Origin of the sequence: Pseudomonas sp. WS 5412 (genome assembly GCF_012985615.1) — a bacterium.
GTDB lineage: Bacteria > Pseudomonadota > Gammaproteobacteria > Pseudomonadales > Pseudomonadaceae > Aquipseudomonas > Aquipseudomonas shahriarae.
Map to the genome: position 1 here is coordinate 359,585 of NZ_JAARMB010000003.1, position 14,676 is coordinate 374,260.

At 61.1% G+C, this 14,676-nt stretch carries 11 protein-coding genes; 6 read left to right on the top strand and 5 right to left on the bottom strand.

Features of this window, described 5'->3' with window-relative positions:
- Positions 1 to 54: 54 nt before the first annotated feature.
- Positions 55 to 2,430 (bottom strand): phosphoenolpyruvate synthase, encoded by a 2,376-nt coding sequence (ppsA, locus tag HBR94_RS06660; protein ID WP_029298284.1) that lies wholly within the window; start codon positions 2,428 to 2,430, stop codon positions 55 to 57.
- Between the two features lie 178 nt (positions 2,431 to 2,608).
- Here ppsA and HBR94_RS06665 point away from each other — a divergent pair, with 178 nt between their 5' ends.
- Entirely contained in the window at positions 2,609 to 3,427 is an 819-nt protein-coding gene (locus HBR94_RS06665; RefSeq protein ID WP_032863389.1) for a pyruvate, water dikinase regulatory protein, read from the top strand.
- Positions 3,428 to 3,567: 140 nt separating this feature from the next.
- Here the strand turns inward: HBR94_RS06665 and HBR94_RS06670 are convergent, their stop codons facing one another.
- Positions 3,568 to 4,956 carry a PLP-dependent aminotransferase family protein gene (locus HBR94_RS06670; protein WP_269835577.1) on the bottom strand — a complete coding sequence of 463 codons (1,389 nt, stop codon included), beginning with the start codon at positions 4,954 to 4,956 and terminating at the stop codon, positions 3,568 to 3,570.
- Positions 4,957 to 5,152: 196 nt separating this feature from the next.
- Between HBR94_RS06670 and HBR94_RS06675 the strand changes: the two genes are divergently transcribed.
- From HBR94_RS06675 to HBR94_RS06695, 5 genes are read left to right on the top strand one after another with little or no spacing between them, the layout of a single operon-like run.
- Positions 5,153 to 6,046 carry an EamA family transporter gene (locus tag HBR94_RS06675; protein WP_162947804.1) on the top strand — a complete coding sequence of 298 codons (894 nt, stop codon included), beginning with the start codon at positions 5,153 to 5,155 and terminating at the stop codon, positions 6,044 to 6,046.
- Positions 6,047 to 6,072: 26 nt separating this feature from the next.
- Positions 6,073 to 7,935, top strand: a complete 1,863-nt coding sequence (gene moeB, locus HBR94_RS06680; protein WP_057439530.1) for a molybdopterin-synthase adenylyltransferase MoeB — start codon at positions 6,073 to 6,075, stop codon at positions 7,933 to 7,935.
- Positions 7,936 to 7,960: 25 nt separating this feature from the next.
- Positions 7,961 to 8,875 (top strand): PLP-dependent cysteine synthase family protein, encoded by a 915-nt coding sequence (locus tag HBR94_RS06685; RefSeq protein WP_057439531.1) that lies wholly within the window; start codon positions 7,961 to 7,963, stop codon positions 8,873 to 8,875.
- 23 nt (positions 8,876 to 8,898) lie between these two features.
- Positions 8,899 to 9,891, top strand: coding sequence for a serine O-acetyltransferase (locus HBR94_RS06690; RefSeq protein WP_057960345.1), 993 nt, complete (start codon positions 8,899 to 8,901; stop codon positions 9,889 to 9,891).
- Positions 9,892 to 9,893: 2 nt separating this feature from the next.
- The gene (locus tag HBR94_RS06695; RefSeq protein WP_170044416.1) at positions 9,894 to 10,622 is read left to right on the top strand and encodes an alanyl-tRNA editing protein; all 729 of its coding nucleotides are present in this window, start codon (positions 9,894 to 9,896) and stop codon (positions 10,620 to 10,622) included.
- A 53-nt stretch (positions 10,623 to 10,675) separates the two neighbouring features.
- On the opposite strand, the gene HBR94_RS06700 is transcribed toward HBR94_RS06695, so the two are convergent.
- The 3 genes from HBR94_RS06700 to prpF form a co-directional block, all read right to left on the bottom strand.
- Positions 10,676 to 11,593 (bottom strand): hypothetical protein, encoded by a 918-nt coding sequence (locus tag HBR94_RS06700; protein ID WP_170044417.1) that lies wholly within the window; start codon positions 11,591 to 11,593, stop codon positions 10,676 to 10,678.
- A gap of 170 nt (positions 11,594 to 11,763) precedes the next feature.
- Positions 11,764 to 13,248: a 2-methylcitrate dehydratase gene (gene prpD, locus HBR94_RS06705; RefSeq protein WP_170044418.1), complete on the bottom strand. Its 1,485-nt coding sequence runs from the start codon at positions 13,246 to 13,248 to the stop codon at positions 11,764 to 11,766.
- A gap of 236 nt (positions 13,249 to 13,484) precedes the next feature.
- Positions 13,485 to 14,675: a 2-methylaconitate cis-trans isomerase PrpF gene (prpF, locus tag HBR94_RS06710; protein ID WP_170044419.1), complete on the bottom strand. Its 1,191-nt coding sequence runs from the start codon at positions 14,673 to 14,675 to the stop codon at positions 13,485 to 13,487.
- Position 14,676: the final 1 nt, after the last annotated feature.

Consider the following 14,676-nt stretch of genomic DNA (forward strand, 5'->3'; position numbering starts at 1 on the left):
CTGTACAGAATGAGAAATGCCGGCCTGCCACACTGGCTGGCCGGCAAATGGCAATTACGCCGAGGCTTGACCTTCAGCCAGGAAGAACCAGGTTTCCAGCACGGAATCGGGGTTCAGCGAGACGCTTTCGATGCCCTGTTCCATCAGCCATTTGGCCAGGTCCGGGTGATCGGAAGGGCCTTGGCCGCAGATCCCGATGTACTTGCCGGCCTTGTTACAGGCCTGGATGGCGTTGGCCAGCAGCTTCTTGACCGCAGGGTTACGCTCGTCAAACAGGTGCGCGATGATCCCGGAGTCGCGATCCAGGCCCAGGGTCAACTGGGTCAGGTCGTTGGAGCCGATGGAGAAACCGTCGAAGAACTCCAGGAACTCTTCGGCGAGGATGGCGTTGGATGGCAGCTCGCACATCATGATCACGCGCAGGCCGTTTTCACCACGGGTCAGACCGTTCTCGGCCAGCAGGTCAACGACCTGGCTCGCTTCGCCCAGGGTGCGCACAAAGGGCACCATGATCTCGACGTTGGTCAGGCCCATCTCGTTGCGCACACGCTTGAGGGCGCGGCACTCAAGCTCGAAGCAATCGCGGAATGCTTCGCTGATATAACGCGAGGCGCCACGGAAGCCCAGCATCGGGTTCTCTTCTTCCGGCTCGTAAAGCTTGCCGCCGATCAGGTTCGCGTATTCGTTGGACTTGAAGTCCGACAGGCGCACGATGACTTTCTTCGGCCAGAACGCCGCCGCCAGGGTGCTGATGCCTTCCACCAGCTTCTCGACGTAGAAACCTACCGGATCGTTGTAGCCGGCAATGCGCTTGTCGACGCTGTCCTTGATTTCCACCGGCAGGCCGTCGTAGTTCAACAGGGCCTTGGGGTGCACGCCGATCATGCGGTTGATGATGAATTCCAGGCGGGCCAGGCCCACACCGGCGTTCGGCAACTGCGCAAAATCAAAGGCGCGGTCGGGGTTGCCGACGTTCATCATGATCTTGAACGGCAGGTCGGGCATGGCGTCGATGGAGTTTTGCTTGATATCGAAGCCCAGCTCACCTTCAAAGATGAAGCCGGTATCGCCTTCGGCGCAGGAAACGGTAACGCCCTGGCCGTCCTTGAGCAATTGGGTGGCGTTGCCACAACCGACAACCGCTGGGATCCCCAGTTCACGGGCGATGATCGCCGCGTGGCAGGTACGCCCGCCACGGTTGGTGACGATGGCGCTGGCGCGCTTCATCACCGGCTCCCAGTCCGGGTCGGTCATGTCGGAGACCAGCACGTCACCTGGCTGGACCTTGTCCATCTCGGACACGTCCTTGATGATCCGCACCTTGCCCGCGCCGATGCGCTGGCCGATGGCACGGCCTTCCACCAGCACAGTGCCGGTTTCTTTCAACAGGTAGCGTTCCATGACATTGGCCGAAGTACGGCTTTTCACGGTTTCCGGGCGGGCCTGGACGATGTACAGCTTGCCGTCGTCGCCATCCTTGGCCCATTCGATGTCCATCGGGCACTTGTAGTGCTTCTCGATGATCATCGCCTGCTTGGCCAATTCGCTGACTTCGGCATCGCTGAGGCAGAAACGCGCGCGCTCGGCCTTGTCGACATCAACGGTTTTCACCGAGCGACCGGCCTTGGCCTCGTCGCCGTAGATCATCTTGATAGCCTTGCTGCCCAGGTTGCGGCGCAGGATCGCCGGGCGGCCGGCTTCAAGGGTGTGCTTGTGCACGTAGAACTCGTCCGGGTTGACCGCGCCTTGTACGACGGTTTCGCCCAGGCCGTAGGCGCCGGTAATAAATACCACGTCACGGAAGCCCGATTCGGTGTCCAGGGTGAACATCACGCCGGCAGTCCCGGTTTCCGAACGCACCATGCGCTGCACGCCGGCAGACAGGGCCACCAGTTTGTGGTCGAAACCCTGGTGCACACGGTAGGAAATGGCGCGGTCGTTGAACAGCGAGGCAAATACTTCCTTGGCTGCACGGATGACGTTTTCCACGCCACGGATATTCAGGAAGGTTTCCTGCTGGCCGGCGAAGGAGGCGTCGGGCAAGTCTTCGGCGGTGGCCGAGGAGCGCACGGCGACAGCCATGTCCGGGTTGCCGGCCGACAGGGTGGCGAAGGCGGTGCGAATTTCTGCGTTGAGCTTCTCGGGGAACTCGGCTTCCATGATCCACTGACGGATCTGTGCGCCGGTCTTGGCCAGGGCGTTGACGTCATCGACGTCGAGCGCGTCCAGGGCAGCGTGGATCTGGTCGTTGAGGCCGCTCAGTTCGAGGAAATCGCGGTATGCCTGGGCGGTGGTGGCGAAACCACCGGGCACCGAAACACCAGCGCCCGCAAGATTACTGATCATCTCGCCGAGGGATGCGTTCTTGCCCCCCACATGCTCTACATCATGGACGCCGAGCTTATCGAGGGAAACTACGTACTCTACCAAGGTGATCTCTCCACTAACTGTGTTGGAAAAGCTCAGGGCGCCGGTGGCTCAGTAGGAGCATTTACCGGCGTTTGTGGCCTGGACCTGGAAAATAAGTGAGAATGCAGCCCACTGTGGGGCGGCAAAACCGCGCCTATCATATCCAAGATTCGTCATCAGCTTAAGGCCCAAGGCTCAAATGAAACGATCTGCTTTCTTTATCTCCGACGGCACCGGCATTACCGCCGAAACCCTGGGTCAAAGCCTGCTCGCGCAGTTCGAAAGCATCACCTTCGCCAAATTCACCCGGCCTTATATCGATAACGTGGATAAAGCGCGAGCCATGGTACAACAAATCAATCTGGCCGCCGAAAAAGACGGTATGCGCCCGATCATTTTCGACACCATCGTCAATCAGGACATCCGTGAGATCCTCGCGACCTCCAATGGTTTCATGATCGACATCTTCTCGACCTTCCTCGCGCCCCTGGAACAGGAGCTGAGTGAACATTCCTCATACTCCGTGGGCAAGTCCCATTCCATTGGCCATAACTCCAACTACATGGAGCGGATCGAGGCGGTCAACTTCGCCCTGGACAACGACGACGGCGCCCGCACCCACTACTACGACAAGGCCGACCTGATCCTGGTCGGCGTGTCGCGCTGCGGCAAGACCCCGACCTGCCTGTACATGGCCATGCAATTCGGCATCCGTGCGGCCAACTACCCGCTGACCGAAGACGATATGGAGCGCCTGCAACTGCCGGCGGTGCTGCGCACCCATCAGCACAAGCTGTTTGGCCTGACCATCGACCCGGACCGGCTGACGGCGATCCGTAACGAACGCAAGCCCAACAGCCGTTATTCGAGCTATGCCCAGTGCGAGTTCGAGGTGCGGGAAGTGGAAAATCTGTTCCGCCGGGAAAACATTGCGCACATCAATTCCACGCACTTTTCGGTGGAAGAGATTTCGGCGAAGATCCTTGTGGAAAAAGGTGTTGAGCGGCGCTTCAAATAACCTTTGGCGAGCGGGCTTGCCCGCGTTGGGCTGCGAAGCAGCCCTAAATAAAGAAGAACACGGTACACCAGACACTCATCGGGGCCTGGTTTTGGGGCTGCTGCGCAGCCCAACGCGGGCAAGCCCGCTCGCCACAACATTTACAGGTGGAACCGGTCCCCCCCCTGCCCCAGCGCCGTAGCCAGCGCATCAAATCCGGCCCTCAGCAACTGATCATCCTCAGACGTATTGCAGATACTCGCCCGAATAAACTGCGGCACCGCCGTCTGCCCTACGGCAAACGCTTCTGCTGTGGCGATCAGGTAATTGTTCTGCTTGAGTTCAGCCTCGATTTCCGACGCCCGCCAAGGCTCCGGGACTTCAATCCAGAAGTGCGGGCTGTTGAGATGAGTCCGGTACTCCAGGCCACTCAGCAGGTCTTCGACCAACGCCTTGCGGCGGCTGATTTCACTGACCTGTTGACGCAGCAGATGCTCTGCCGTGCCGTTTTCAATCCACTGCGTGGCCAGCTCCAGGGTCACCGGCGTGGCCATCCAGCAGGTTGAACGCAGGGCCGCAGAAATGCGACTGACCAGCGCCGGTGGCGCATGCACATACCCCACCCGCAAGCCGGCCGACACGGCCTTGCTCAGGCTGCTGATCAGAATCGTGCGCTCCGGGGCAAAGTGACTCAGGGGTGGCGGGCGATCTTGCACCAGCACACCGTGGGCCTCGTCTTCGAGGATCAGCAGGTTGTGCTCGCGACACACCCTGACCAGTGCCTCACGGCGGGCGACCGACAACACCGCCGTCGTCGGGTTCTGGATGGTCGGCGTGCAGTACAGGGCGGCCACCCGGTGATTGCGACAGACTTCCTCCAGGGCTGCTGGCAACACGCCTTCCTCATCCATTTCCAGGCCGATCAGGCGAATGCCCAGCATCCGCGCGGCGGTGATCAGGCCGGGGTAGGTCAACTGCTCGGTCACCACCGTGTCGCCCGCGCGCACCAACGCCATCAAGGCGCACAGCAACCCATGCTGGCCTCCATTGACACAGATGACCTGCTCGGGAATCGGGTGAAAGTCGCGCTGCACCAACCATTGCGCACCTGCCGCGCGGTAGCGAGGCAAGCCGGCGTCCGGAGTGTAGGCGCTGATGTCCTGCAGGAACTTGGCATTGGTGGCCAGGGTTTCAAAGCTCTGGGCCAGGAACGTGGTCTCCTGCCCAGGGATATGCATATTGCGGCTCATATCGAAGTACTGCCGCGGCTCCTCGCTGACGTTGCGAAAGCCTTCGTCACGCTGGCGCTCCATCCCACGCTTGCGCACGAATGTTCCGTCGCCCACCCGTGCCACCACCAGACCCAGGCGTTCCAGTTCACCGTAGGCACGGCTGATGGTCCCGATGGTCACCCCCAGATTGTCGGAAAGCACCCGATGAGGGGGCAGTTTGCGCCCCGGTTCGATCAAGCCTTCGAGGATGCCCCGCTCCATGACATCTGACAGGCGCTTGTACTTCACACCCTGCCCATTGGACAGTCCCTCTCGCATGATTGACACCATGTCAATATTTGTTTTGACAGCCATCATTCGCCCTAATAGTGTGCTTTTACGGGTTCATTCACCGGGTGAAACCTCTAATTACAAGTTCAATATAGAGTTCAATTCCGGCTCAGGGAAGCAATAAACAATGCCAATGTCCGCCGTCATCGAAAATGCCGAAAAAACCAAAAACCACAAACAATGGCTGGCTGGCCTGATCACCAGTGTGATGTTTCTGATTGTCTGCCTGAGCTGGGGCACCACCTGGCTGGGGATCAAGATCGCGGTGGAAAGCGTGCCGCCACTGACCTCGGCGGGCCTGCGCTTCCTCATCGCCTTTCCGCTGTTCCTGTGTTTTGCCCTGGTGCGGCGCGAACCAATCCTGTTTCCACGGGAGAGCCGCTGGTTCTTTGTGTTCGTGACCCTGTGCTATTTCAGCGTGCCGTACTACCTGCTCAACTACGGCGAGATGCACGTCTCGTCCGGCCTGACCGCCCTGCTGTTCAGCTGCATGCCAGTGTTTATCCTGATCTTCTCGGCACTGTTCCTGCGCGAGCGCATCTACTTTTCCCAGGTCATCGGGATCGGCATCGGTTTCGGCAGCCTGTACATGATCCTCAAGAGCCAGGGACTGCACCTTGACCATGCCGAGTTCTTCGGCGTACTGGCGATTCTGACCGCCGCGATCATGCATGCCTTGTGCTATGTCATTACCAAGCAAAAAGGCAGCGCCATCAGCGTGATCACCTACAACACCCTGCCCATCGGGATTGCCGGGCTGATGCTGTTCGTCGCCGGCCTCTGGTTTGAATCGCCGACCTTCGAGGCCATCACCCTGCGGTCCTGGAGCGCCCTGTTCTACCTGGGCCTGGTAGCGTCGGTGGGCGGTTTTATCGTGTACTTCATGCTGCTCAAGCGCCTGAGCCCGATCATCCTGTCGTTCGTCTTCATTATTTTCCCGGTGTTCGCCGTGATCATCGGTGCCTGGTACGAAGGCCTGGAACTGTCCCGGGACCTGATGCTGTATTCGGCGATCCTGCTGGCCGGCTTTGCAATCACCAAGCTGCCGATCGAAAAGCTGCTGGCAAAACCCAATTGACCCTTTACCCACCACGCGAGAGAAACATGGAAGTCCTCCGCCAAACCGCCCTGGAGCAGATCTACGCCCACGCCAGCAGCACCTATCCCGAAGAGTGCTGCGGCTTTGTCTTTGCCGACGGCAGCGTGTACCTGGGCAGCAATATCCAGAACGAGTTGCACCGCAAGAACCCCGAGGCCTACCCCCGCAGCGCGGCCAACGGCTACACCTTCTCGGTGACCGACACGCTGCTGATGAACAAGGCCTTTCGCACGGACAACCCGGTGGTGGTGATTTACCACTCCCACCCGGATGTCGGTGCCTACTTCAGCGACGAGGATCAGGACAAGGCCCTCTACATGGGGGAACCGATCTACCCCGTCAGTTACCTGGTGGTGGATGTCCGCCAGGGCAAGGCCCTTGGGTCGAAGCTGTTTGCCTGGGATGGCACGCACTTCGCCCTCAACCCCTTCAACGACCTGCAAACGGAGTTGTACATGAACGCTGTCTCTTTCCCCGACATCCTGGCCCGTGTGGCCAAGTTGCCAGAATCGACCCTCGAGGGTGCCGGATCGACATTGCGCGAAGTCATTGAAGGCCTCTGTGCCCGCTACCCGCAGCTGCGGGCGCACCTGTTCCACGAGAACAACGGCCGGCTCAAGGAACACTTCCTGTTCACGGCCGGGGAAGAACTGATCGGCCCCGATGAGCCGCTGCCCGAAAAAGCAAAAATCGAAGTGCTGCTCGCCACCTCCGGCGGCATGGACATCGAGTCCTTGAGCAACGAGGAAGTGCAGCGCTATGTGCGCCATATCACCCTGCCCGGTGTCGGCCGCGAAGGGCAGCTGAGCCTGAAGAAAGCCAGGGTGCTGATCATCGGCACCGGCGGCCTGGGCTCACCCATCAGCCTGTACCTGGCCGCTGCCGGCATCGGCACCCTGGGGCTGGTGGACTTCGATGTGGTGGAAAGCAGCAACCTGCAACGCCAGGTGGTGCATGGCAACAGCACCCTGGGCCTGCCCAAGGTCGAATCCGCCAAGCGCCGGCTGCAGGACCTCAACGCGCACATCCGGATCAACACCTACGACACCGCGCTGAACGCCGACAATGCCCTGGAACTGGTCGGCGCCTACGATCTGGTGATCGACGGCACGGACAACTTCGAGACCCGCTACCGGGTCAATGATGCCTGCGTACAATTGGGCAAGCCGCTGGTGTATGGCGCGATCTACCGTTTCGACGGCCAGATCAGCGTGTTCAATTACCAGGGCGGGCCCTGCTACCGCTGCCTGTACCCCCACGCCCCGCCGGCGGAACTGGCGCCCAATTGCAGTGCTGGCGGGGTCATCGGTGTACTGCCCGGCGTGGTCGGGATGATCCAGGCCACCGAGGCGATCAAGCTGTTGATTGGCCTAGGCGAGTCCTTGTCCGGTCGATTGATGCGCTTTGATGCCCTGGCCATGAAATTCAGTGAAATCCGTTTCAAGCGCCGCGCCGACTGCCCGTGCTGCTCCGACCTGCGTGAAGAACATCAGCCCGCAGCCACCGTCTGTGCCGATGCCATCCGCAGCGCTCCAAGCCTGGCGGCAGAGCACTACATCAAGCCCCAGGTGCTCAAGCAGTTGCTGGAACAGCGCAGCAGCGCCGACATCCTGCTGGATGTGCGCGATGCCAGCGAGCTGGAGGTATGCCAGCTGCCCGGCGTGGTGCACATCCCCCTGGCCCAGCTCGACGAGCACCTCGACACGCTCAGCCGTGACAACACCCATTACCTGATCTGCTACGCCGGCATCCGCGCCGAGCAGGCCGCCAGCACCTTGCTGGCCGCTGGCTTTGCCAACACCCGGGTGCTTGAAGGCGGCATGAAACATTGGGTGCGCGACGTCGAACCCGACATGCCTTTGTACTGATCACAGGCCTGGGGGTACTTATCTGATGCTGCACAACTCCATACTCGACGCCATCGGCCAAACGCCCATCGTGCGCCTGGAACAATTCTCCGAAGACCTCGGCATCGAGGTCTTCGCCAAGCTTGAATCCCTGAACCCGGGCGGTAGCCACAAGGCACGGATTGCCCTGGGCATGATCCTCGACGCCGAGCGCCGGGGCATCCTGATTCGTAACTCAGGGCAAACCATCATCGAACCCAGCGGGGGCAACACTGGCATCGGCCTGGTGATGGCCGGCAATGTGCTGGGCTACAAAGTGGTGCTGGTGATTCCCGACAACTACAGCCCCGAAAAGCAAAAGCTGCTGCGCCTGTATGGGGCCAAGGTGGTGCTGTCGGACAGCCGCCTGGGCAATAACTCCCATGGCGAAAAGTGCATGGAGCTGCAGCTGGAAAACCCCAGCTTCGTCATGCTCAACCAGCAACGCAACGGCGCCAACCCCCAGACCCATCGCGACACCACCGCCCCGGAAATCATCCGCGCCTTTGGCGAGCGCCAGGTCGACTACTTCGTCAGCGGTATCGGCACCGGGGGCCATATCACCGGGATCGGTGAAACCCTCAAGGCCGCCTGGCCGCAGATCCGCGTGATGGGTGTAGAACCCGAGGAGTGCGACCTGCTCAGCGACCGCCATGCGCCGCACCATATCCAGGGCCTGTCCATCGGCTTGATCCCGAGCATTCTCAACCTGAATGTGCTGGACGGCATGCTCAAGGTCTCGCGCCTCGACTGCCTGGAAATGATGAAGCGCATCATGCGTACCGACGCCATCAGCCTGGGACTGTCGTCGGCCGCCAATATGGTGGCCATCGCCAAGCTCGCCCCGGAACTGCCCACCGACACCGTCGTCCTGACCATGGTGTACGACAGCGCCGACAGTTATCTGCCCTGTTTCGAATAACGACAATTACGGGGGTGCCTTCCATGGGAGGCTTTATCGACATGCAACAGCTGCACGATGAGTTGCTGACCCACCTCATCACCACCCTGTCGCCAGCGCAGATGGCACAGTTGCAGCCACACCTGGCGGAGTTGATCCAGCCAGCGGCGCAGGAAGTGGCCGAGGACCTGATCGCCTACGCCTGGCGCGATCCCGCGTCCCGCGGCCGGGGTGAACTGATCCTGGAGTCCTACGCCTCGTTCAAGGCCGTGCTGTATTACCGGCTGGCGCATTGTGTCTGGAACCTTCCCGACCCGGCCCACGGCCAGTTCTGCGCCATTGCGCTGACTTTGAGCAACCAGGGCAAGCTCCTGTCCGGCGCCGAAATCCACCCGGCCGCCCGCATTGGCCGGCGCTTTGTGCTGGATCATGGCTTTGGCACGGTAATCGGCGAAACCTGCGAGATCGGCAATGACTGCTACATCCTGTGTGGCGTGACCCTGGGCGCCCGGGGCATCGCCAACAACCCGGACGGCAAGCGTCACCCGCGCCTGGGCAATAACGTGGAAGTCGGCGCAGGCGCCAGGGTGCTCGGGTATGTGCTGATCGGCGACAACGTGTTTATCAGCCCCTCCTGTGTCATCACCCAGGACGTGCCCGCAGGCACCAAGGTCAAGGTGGTCAACCAGATCCAGTTGCAGAAAAACGACGAATCGGACGCCAGCAACTACCTCGGAGCCTTTGCCCTCGACGAGCGCCTGCATGTGGTCGGTGAAGTCGACATCAGCCACCGGGTCACGCTGCTGGATGCCGACTTCCATCCATTGTCCGGCGTGGTGCTGGAGCCCACGGTCAAGGAGCGTCATCACTTGCAGTTTCGCCTGCGCACGCTGCAGGCCCCCACCTATCCCCCGCGCCTGCCCCTGAACCTGAAGGTGTGCGGGGCGAAGTTCGAAGTCACCCTGCTCTCCCCACCCGGGTTGAGCGCAATGGTGCGGCGCCTGCTGCAAACCAGCCCACTGATCGTTGGAGGATGAACATGTCCGTACACACTATGGAAACCCTGGCGCTGTTTGACAGCGCGCCTTACCAGAACGCCTTCAGCGCCCGCGTGATTGCCGTCAGCGAACAGGGCGTGGCCCTGGAGCACACCCTGTTCTACCCCACCGGGGGTGGCCAGCCCGGAGACACCGGTTACTTCACTCTGGCGGACGGCAGCCGAGTCAACGTGACCGGGACTGCGCGCGACCCGGTACTGCGCTCGATCATCTGGCATCAAGTGGAACACTGCCCCGAGTCATTGCGCGCAGGCGCGCAGGTAGACGCCGGCCTGGACTGGGAACGGCGCTACCAGCACATGAAGATGCACACCTGCCTGCATCTGCTGTGCTCGATCATCGACGCGCCGGTGACCGGTTGCAGCATCAGCGCCGACAAGGGCCGCCTGGATTTCGACCTACCGGAAATGACCCTGGACAAGGAGAGCATCACCCGCGACCTCAATGCCTTGATCGAGCAGGCCCATGAGGTCAAGTCGCTGTCGATGCCGGCGTCCGAATACTCCACCCTGTTGCAGATCACCCGCACCCAGGCGGTTGCGCCCCCGGTGATCCAGGGCGCGGTGCGGGTGATTGAAATTGCCGGCATTGATATCCAGCCGTGTGGCGGCACCCATGTGGTCAACACCGAAGAAATCGGCCGGGTGTTCTGCGAGAAAATCGAGAAAAAAAGCAAGCACAACCGGCGGGTGATCCTGCGGTTCGAGTGAAGCATCAAGCTGCCAACGGGAGGGGGTAAACGCCCCTATTGGCACGCTTGCCTTTACTTCGCCTGGGCTTTGATCTGGGCACTCAATTGCTGGACTTGCTGTTGCAGCTGGGTAATCACCTGGGTGAACTCAGTCATCATTTGATCTATACGTGCGCGCAGTTGCTGGTTGTCGCGCATGAGATCGTCGGCGCTGCGGTTCGCCGGTGGCGTTGGCTCATGGGTCTGAGCCGCTGCTGGAGCGTCCTTGGCACCGGGCGCTTGCTCAGCCGATGTGGGGGCCGACGGGGCATTGCTGTCAGTCTTCGGACCTGCGGCAGGGGCTTCATTTGCGGAGGCATCTGCCCCCCCCATTTTCTGGGTCAACGCCTGGATCTGCTTTTGCAGCTTAGTCACCACCGCCGTGAACTGGGTTTGCAGGCGCTCAATCGTCTCGCGCAGTTGGTCATTTTCAGCAGTCAGCTGCTCGAGGCTACGAGGGGCCTCCGACCCCGACACCGGCGTGTTGTTGTCTGCGCGAGCACTGGCTTCAGGCGGCACTTTGCCCTGCCCTGCTTCTGCGCGGCCACTGGCATCTTGTTTCGATGGGGCGCCCCCTTTTGCAGGGCTCTCCATCATGCCGGCTTGCTGCCCCAGGTTTGCTATCTGCTGTTCAAGCTCAGTGATTATCGGCGTGAAGTGGGCAACCAACTGGTTAAGACTGTCACGCAGCTGGTTGTTTTCCTGGGAGAGCTGCGCCAGTTGAGGCGAGTTAGTACTGGCATTGGATGACGGTGCATTGACCAGGCCTTTATGTGCCGCAAACTGCCCACGCTGCTGCGCAGTCATCGGTGGGCGGGGTGGAGTTGAATCTGCTTGCGCGCCGGGCGGGGCATCCGTTTCAGCACGGCCTTCGTTCTGCACGGACGCTGGTTTGGGAGGCATTTCATAGGGCTGGCTGGGTGCGTACTGCGAATGACTTACGCTCGTCATAGTGGCCCTCTCAGATTCAGGTAGTTGATTCACGGGCATTGCATCCCGGATGCCCCGGCAAAAACAGGTCATCTGGCTATCTGATTGGTCAGTATCGGAATAAGGTTCCGGCGATGTCGGGCGTACGAATAGCAAAGTATGTCCACTTCACAACTCGCCGCCCGACGCCCTCATATCACCCACAAATCCACAAACCGGTTCACCGGCGTCGCTTCAAACCGTGCCTGATCCTTGCACAGTGCAAAAATCTCGGCGCTGCGCTGCGCGGTGAAGCGTGTCCCCAGGTTGGCCTTGAACTTGTCTTCCAGCAAAGGAATGCCATCCGCCCGGCGCCGACGATGGCCAATCGGGTATTCCACCGCGACCTGCTCGGTGCTCGAGCCATCGGTGAAGAACACCTGCACCGCGTTGGCAATGGAACGCTTGTCCGCTTCCAGGTACTCGCGGCTGTAGCGTGGGTCTTCGACGATTTCCATTTTGCCGCGCAACTCATCAATGATCGGGTGCGCCGTATGGAACTCATCTTCGTACTGCTCGGCGACCAGGGTGCCAAACGCCAGGGGCACGGCTGTCATGTATTGCAGGCAATGGTCGCGGTCGGCCGCATTGGCCAGTGGGCCGACCTTGGAAATGATGCGAATGGCCGACTCGTGGGTGGTGATCACGATGCGCTCGATCTCGTGCAAGCGGTGCTTGACCTGCGGGTGCAAGGTGACAGCAGCTTCACAGGCGGTCTGGGCGTGGAACTCTGCAGGAAAGCTGATCTTGAACAGCACGTTTTCCATCACATAAGTGCCATAGGGCTGGGGCAAACTGAATGCGCGCTTGTCCTCAGGCTTGAGGGCCAGGTCCTTGTTGGTGTGACTGAACAACACGTCGTAAAAGCCCCACTGCGGTGCGCTCAGCACGCCGGGGATGCCCATCTCGCCACGCAGAGCGATATCCGCCAGACGTACACCACGACTGGATGCATCCCCCGCCGCCCAGGATTTGCGTGACCCGGCGTTTGGCGCATGCCGGTAGGTCCGCAAGGCCTGACCATCGACAAAGGCATGAGACAGTGCCGACAGCATCTGTTCGCGGTTGGCCCCCATCAACTTGGCACAGACCGCAGTGGAGGCCACTTTCACCAACAGCACATGGTCAAGGCCGACGCGGTTGAAGGAGTTTTCCAGGGCAATCACACCCTGGATTTCATGGGCCATGATCATCGCTTCCAGCACCGCACGCACGGTCAACGGCGCCTCGCCATGGGCCACGCGTTTTTGCGACAGGTGATCAGCGACGGCGAGAATGCCACCGAGGTTATCCGAAGGATGGCCCCATTCGGCGGCGAGCCAGGTGTCGTTGTAATCGAGCCAACGCACGATGCAGCCGATGTCCCACGCGGCCTTGACCGGGTCCAGGCGATAGGACGTACCCGGCACCCGCGCACCGAACGGCACCACTGTGCCTTCGACAATCGGTCCCAAATGCTTGGTGCACTCGGGAAAACGCAGGGCCAGCAGGCCACAACCGAGGGTGTCCATCAGGCAGTTGCGGGCGGTGTCCAGGGCATCCGGGGAGTCGATGCGGTAGTTGAGGACGTAGTCGGCAATGTCCTGCAAAACCGGGTCGTAGTCGGGGCGGTTGTTCTGGTCGACGTTGGCGCTCATGGCAGTACTCCAAAATGGGTTGGGTGTGTTCCTTCCTCAGGCTCAGGGTGGGTGGTTTGTGGCAGGTCTGAATGCCTGCTCTCGTACATAAATCCAGAGGCAGCCGCCCCCTTGTGGGAGCGGGCTTGCCCGCGATAGCGCTGGATCAGTTGGTATCTGCGTGACTGACACGCCGCTCTCGCGGGCAAGCCCGCTCCCACACAAGCCCACTCACATATCGGGGCCGGCGCAGGGCTTTAGAATGCGTCGCCGGGCACGCGCACGTAGCCTTCCATCAAGACCCGCGCACTGCGGCTCATGATGGCTTTCTTTACCACCCATTCGCCGTTGACCTGGCTGGCTTCGGCGCCCACGCGCAAGGTGCCGGACGGATGCCCGAAGCGCACGGCGTTGCGTTCCACACCGCCCGCCGCGAGGTTGACCAGGGTTCCGGAAATCGCCGCCGCCGTGCCAATCGCCACCGCCGCCGTCCCCATCATCGCGTGGTGCAACTTGCCCATGGACAGCGCGCGCACCAGCAGATCCACATCACCGGCCTTGATCGCCTTGCCACTGGAGGCCAGGTAATCCGCAGGCTTGGCCACAAACGCCACCTTCGGTGTGTGCTGGCGCTGGGCCGCTTCGTCCAGGTGCTTGATCAGGCCCATGCGCAATGCACCATAGGCCCGTACCTGCTCGAACATGGCCAGGGCTTTGGGATCGCTATTGATCGCGCCTTGCAGCTCGGTGCCGGTGTAGCCGAGGTCTTCGGCGTTGATAAAAATCGTCGGGATCCCGGCGTTGATCAGCGTCGCCTTGAAGGTGCCGACACCCGGCACTTCCAAGTCGTCGATCAGGTTGCCGGTGGGGAACATCGAACCGCCGCCGCCCTCTTCTTCCCCTGCCGGGTCCATGAACTCCAGTTGCACTTCCGCGGCGGGGAAGGTCACACCATCCAGCTCGAAGTCGCCGGTTTCCTGCACCGCGCCGTTGGTGATGGGCACATGGGCGATGATGGTCTTGCCGATATTCGCCTGCCAGACACGCACCACGGCCACGCCGTTGTGGGGAATGCGGGCCGCATCCACCAGACCGCTGCTGATGGCAAACGAGCCGACCGCCGCTGACAGGTTGCCGCAGTTGCCGCTCCAGTCTACGAACGGCTTGTCGATGGAGACCTGGCCAAACAGGTAGTCCACGTCATGCTCGGCGCGGGTGCTCTTGGCGAGGATCACGGTTTTGCTGGTGCTGGAGGTGGCACCGCCCATGCCGTCGATCTGTTTGTCATAGGGATCGGGGCTGCCGATCACCCGTAGCAGCAAGGCATCGCGCGCCGCACCCGGGACCTGGGCCGATTCGGGCAGGTCCTTGAGGTTGAAAAACACGCCCTTGCTGGTGCCGCCACGCATGTAGGTGGCGGCGATCTTGATTTGCGCTACGTGTGTCATG

Coding starts and splice junctions, on each gene's coding strand:
- HBR94_RS06665 (WP_032863389.1), top strand. CDS start 2,609: ATGAAACGATCTGCTTTCTTTATCTCCGACGGCACCGGCATTACCGCC.
- HBR94_RS06670 (WP_269835577.1), bottom strand. CDS start 4,956: ATGCGAGAGGGACTGTCCAATGGGCAGGGTGTGAAGTACAAGCGCCTG.
- moeB (WP_057439530.1), top strand. CDS start 6,073: ATGGAAGTCCTCCGCCAAACCGCCCTGGAGCAGATCTACGCCCACGCC.
- HBR94_RS06685 (WP_057439531.1), top strand. CDS start 7,961: ATGCTGCACAACTCCATACTCGACGCCATCGGCCAAACGCCCATCGTG.
- HBR94_RS06690 (WP_057960345.1), top strand. CDS start 8,899: ATGGGAGGCTTTATCGACATGCAACAGCTGCACGATGAGTTGCTGACC.
- HBR94_RS06695 (WP_170044416.1), top strand. CDS start 9,894: ATGTCCGTACACACTATGGAAACCCTGGCGCTGTTTGACAGCGCGCCT.
- HBR94_RS06700 (WP_170044417.1), bottom strand. CDS start 11,593: ATGACGAGCGTAAGTCATTCGCAGTACGCACCCAGCCAGCCCTATGAA.
- prpD (WP_170044418.1), bottom strand. CDS start 13,248: ATGAGCGCCAACGTCGACCAGAACAACCGCCCCGACTACGACCCGGTT.
- prpF (WP_170044419.1), bottom strand. CDS start 14,675: ATGACACACGTAGCGCAAATCAAGATCGCCGCCACCTACATGCGTGGC.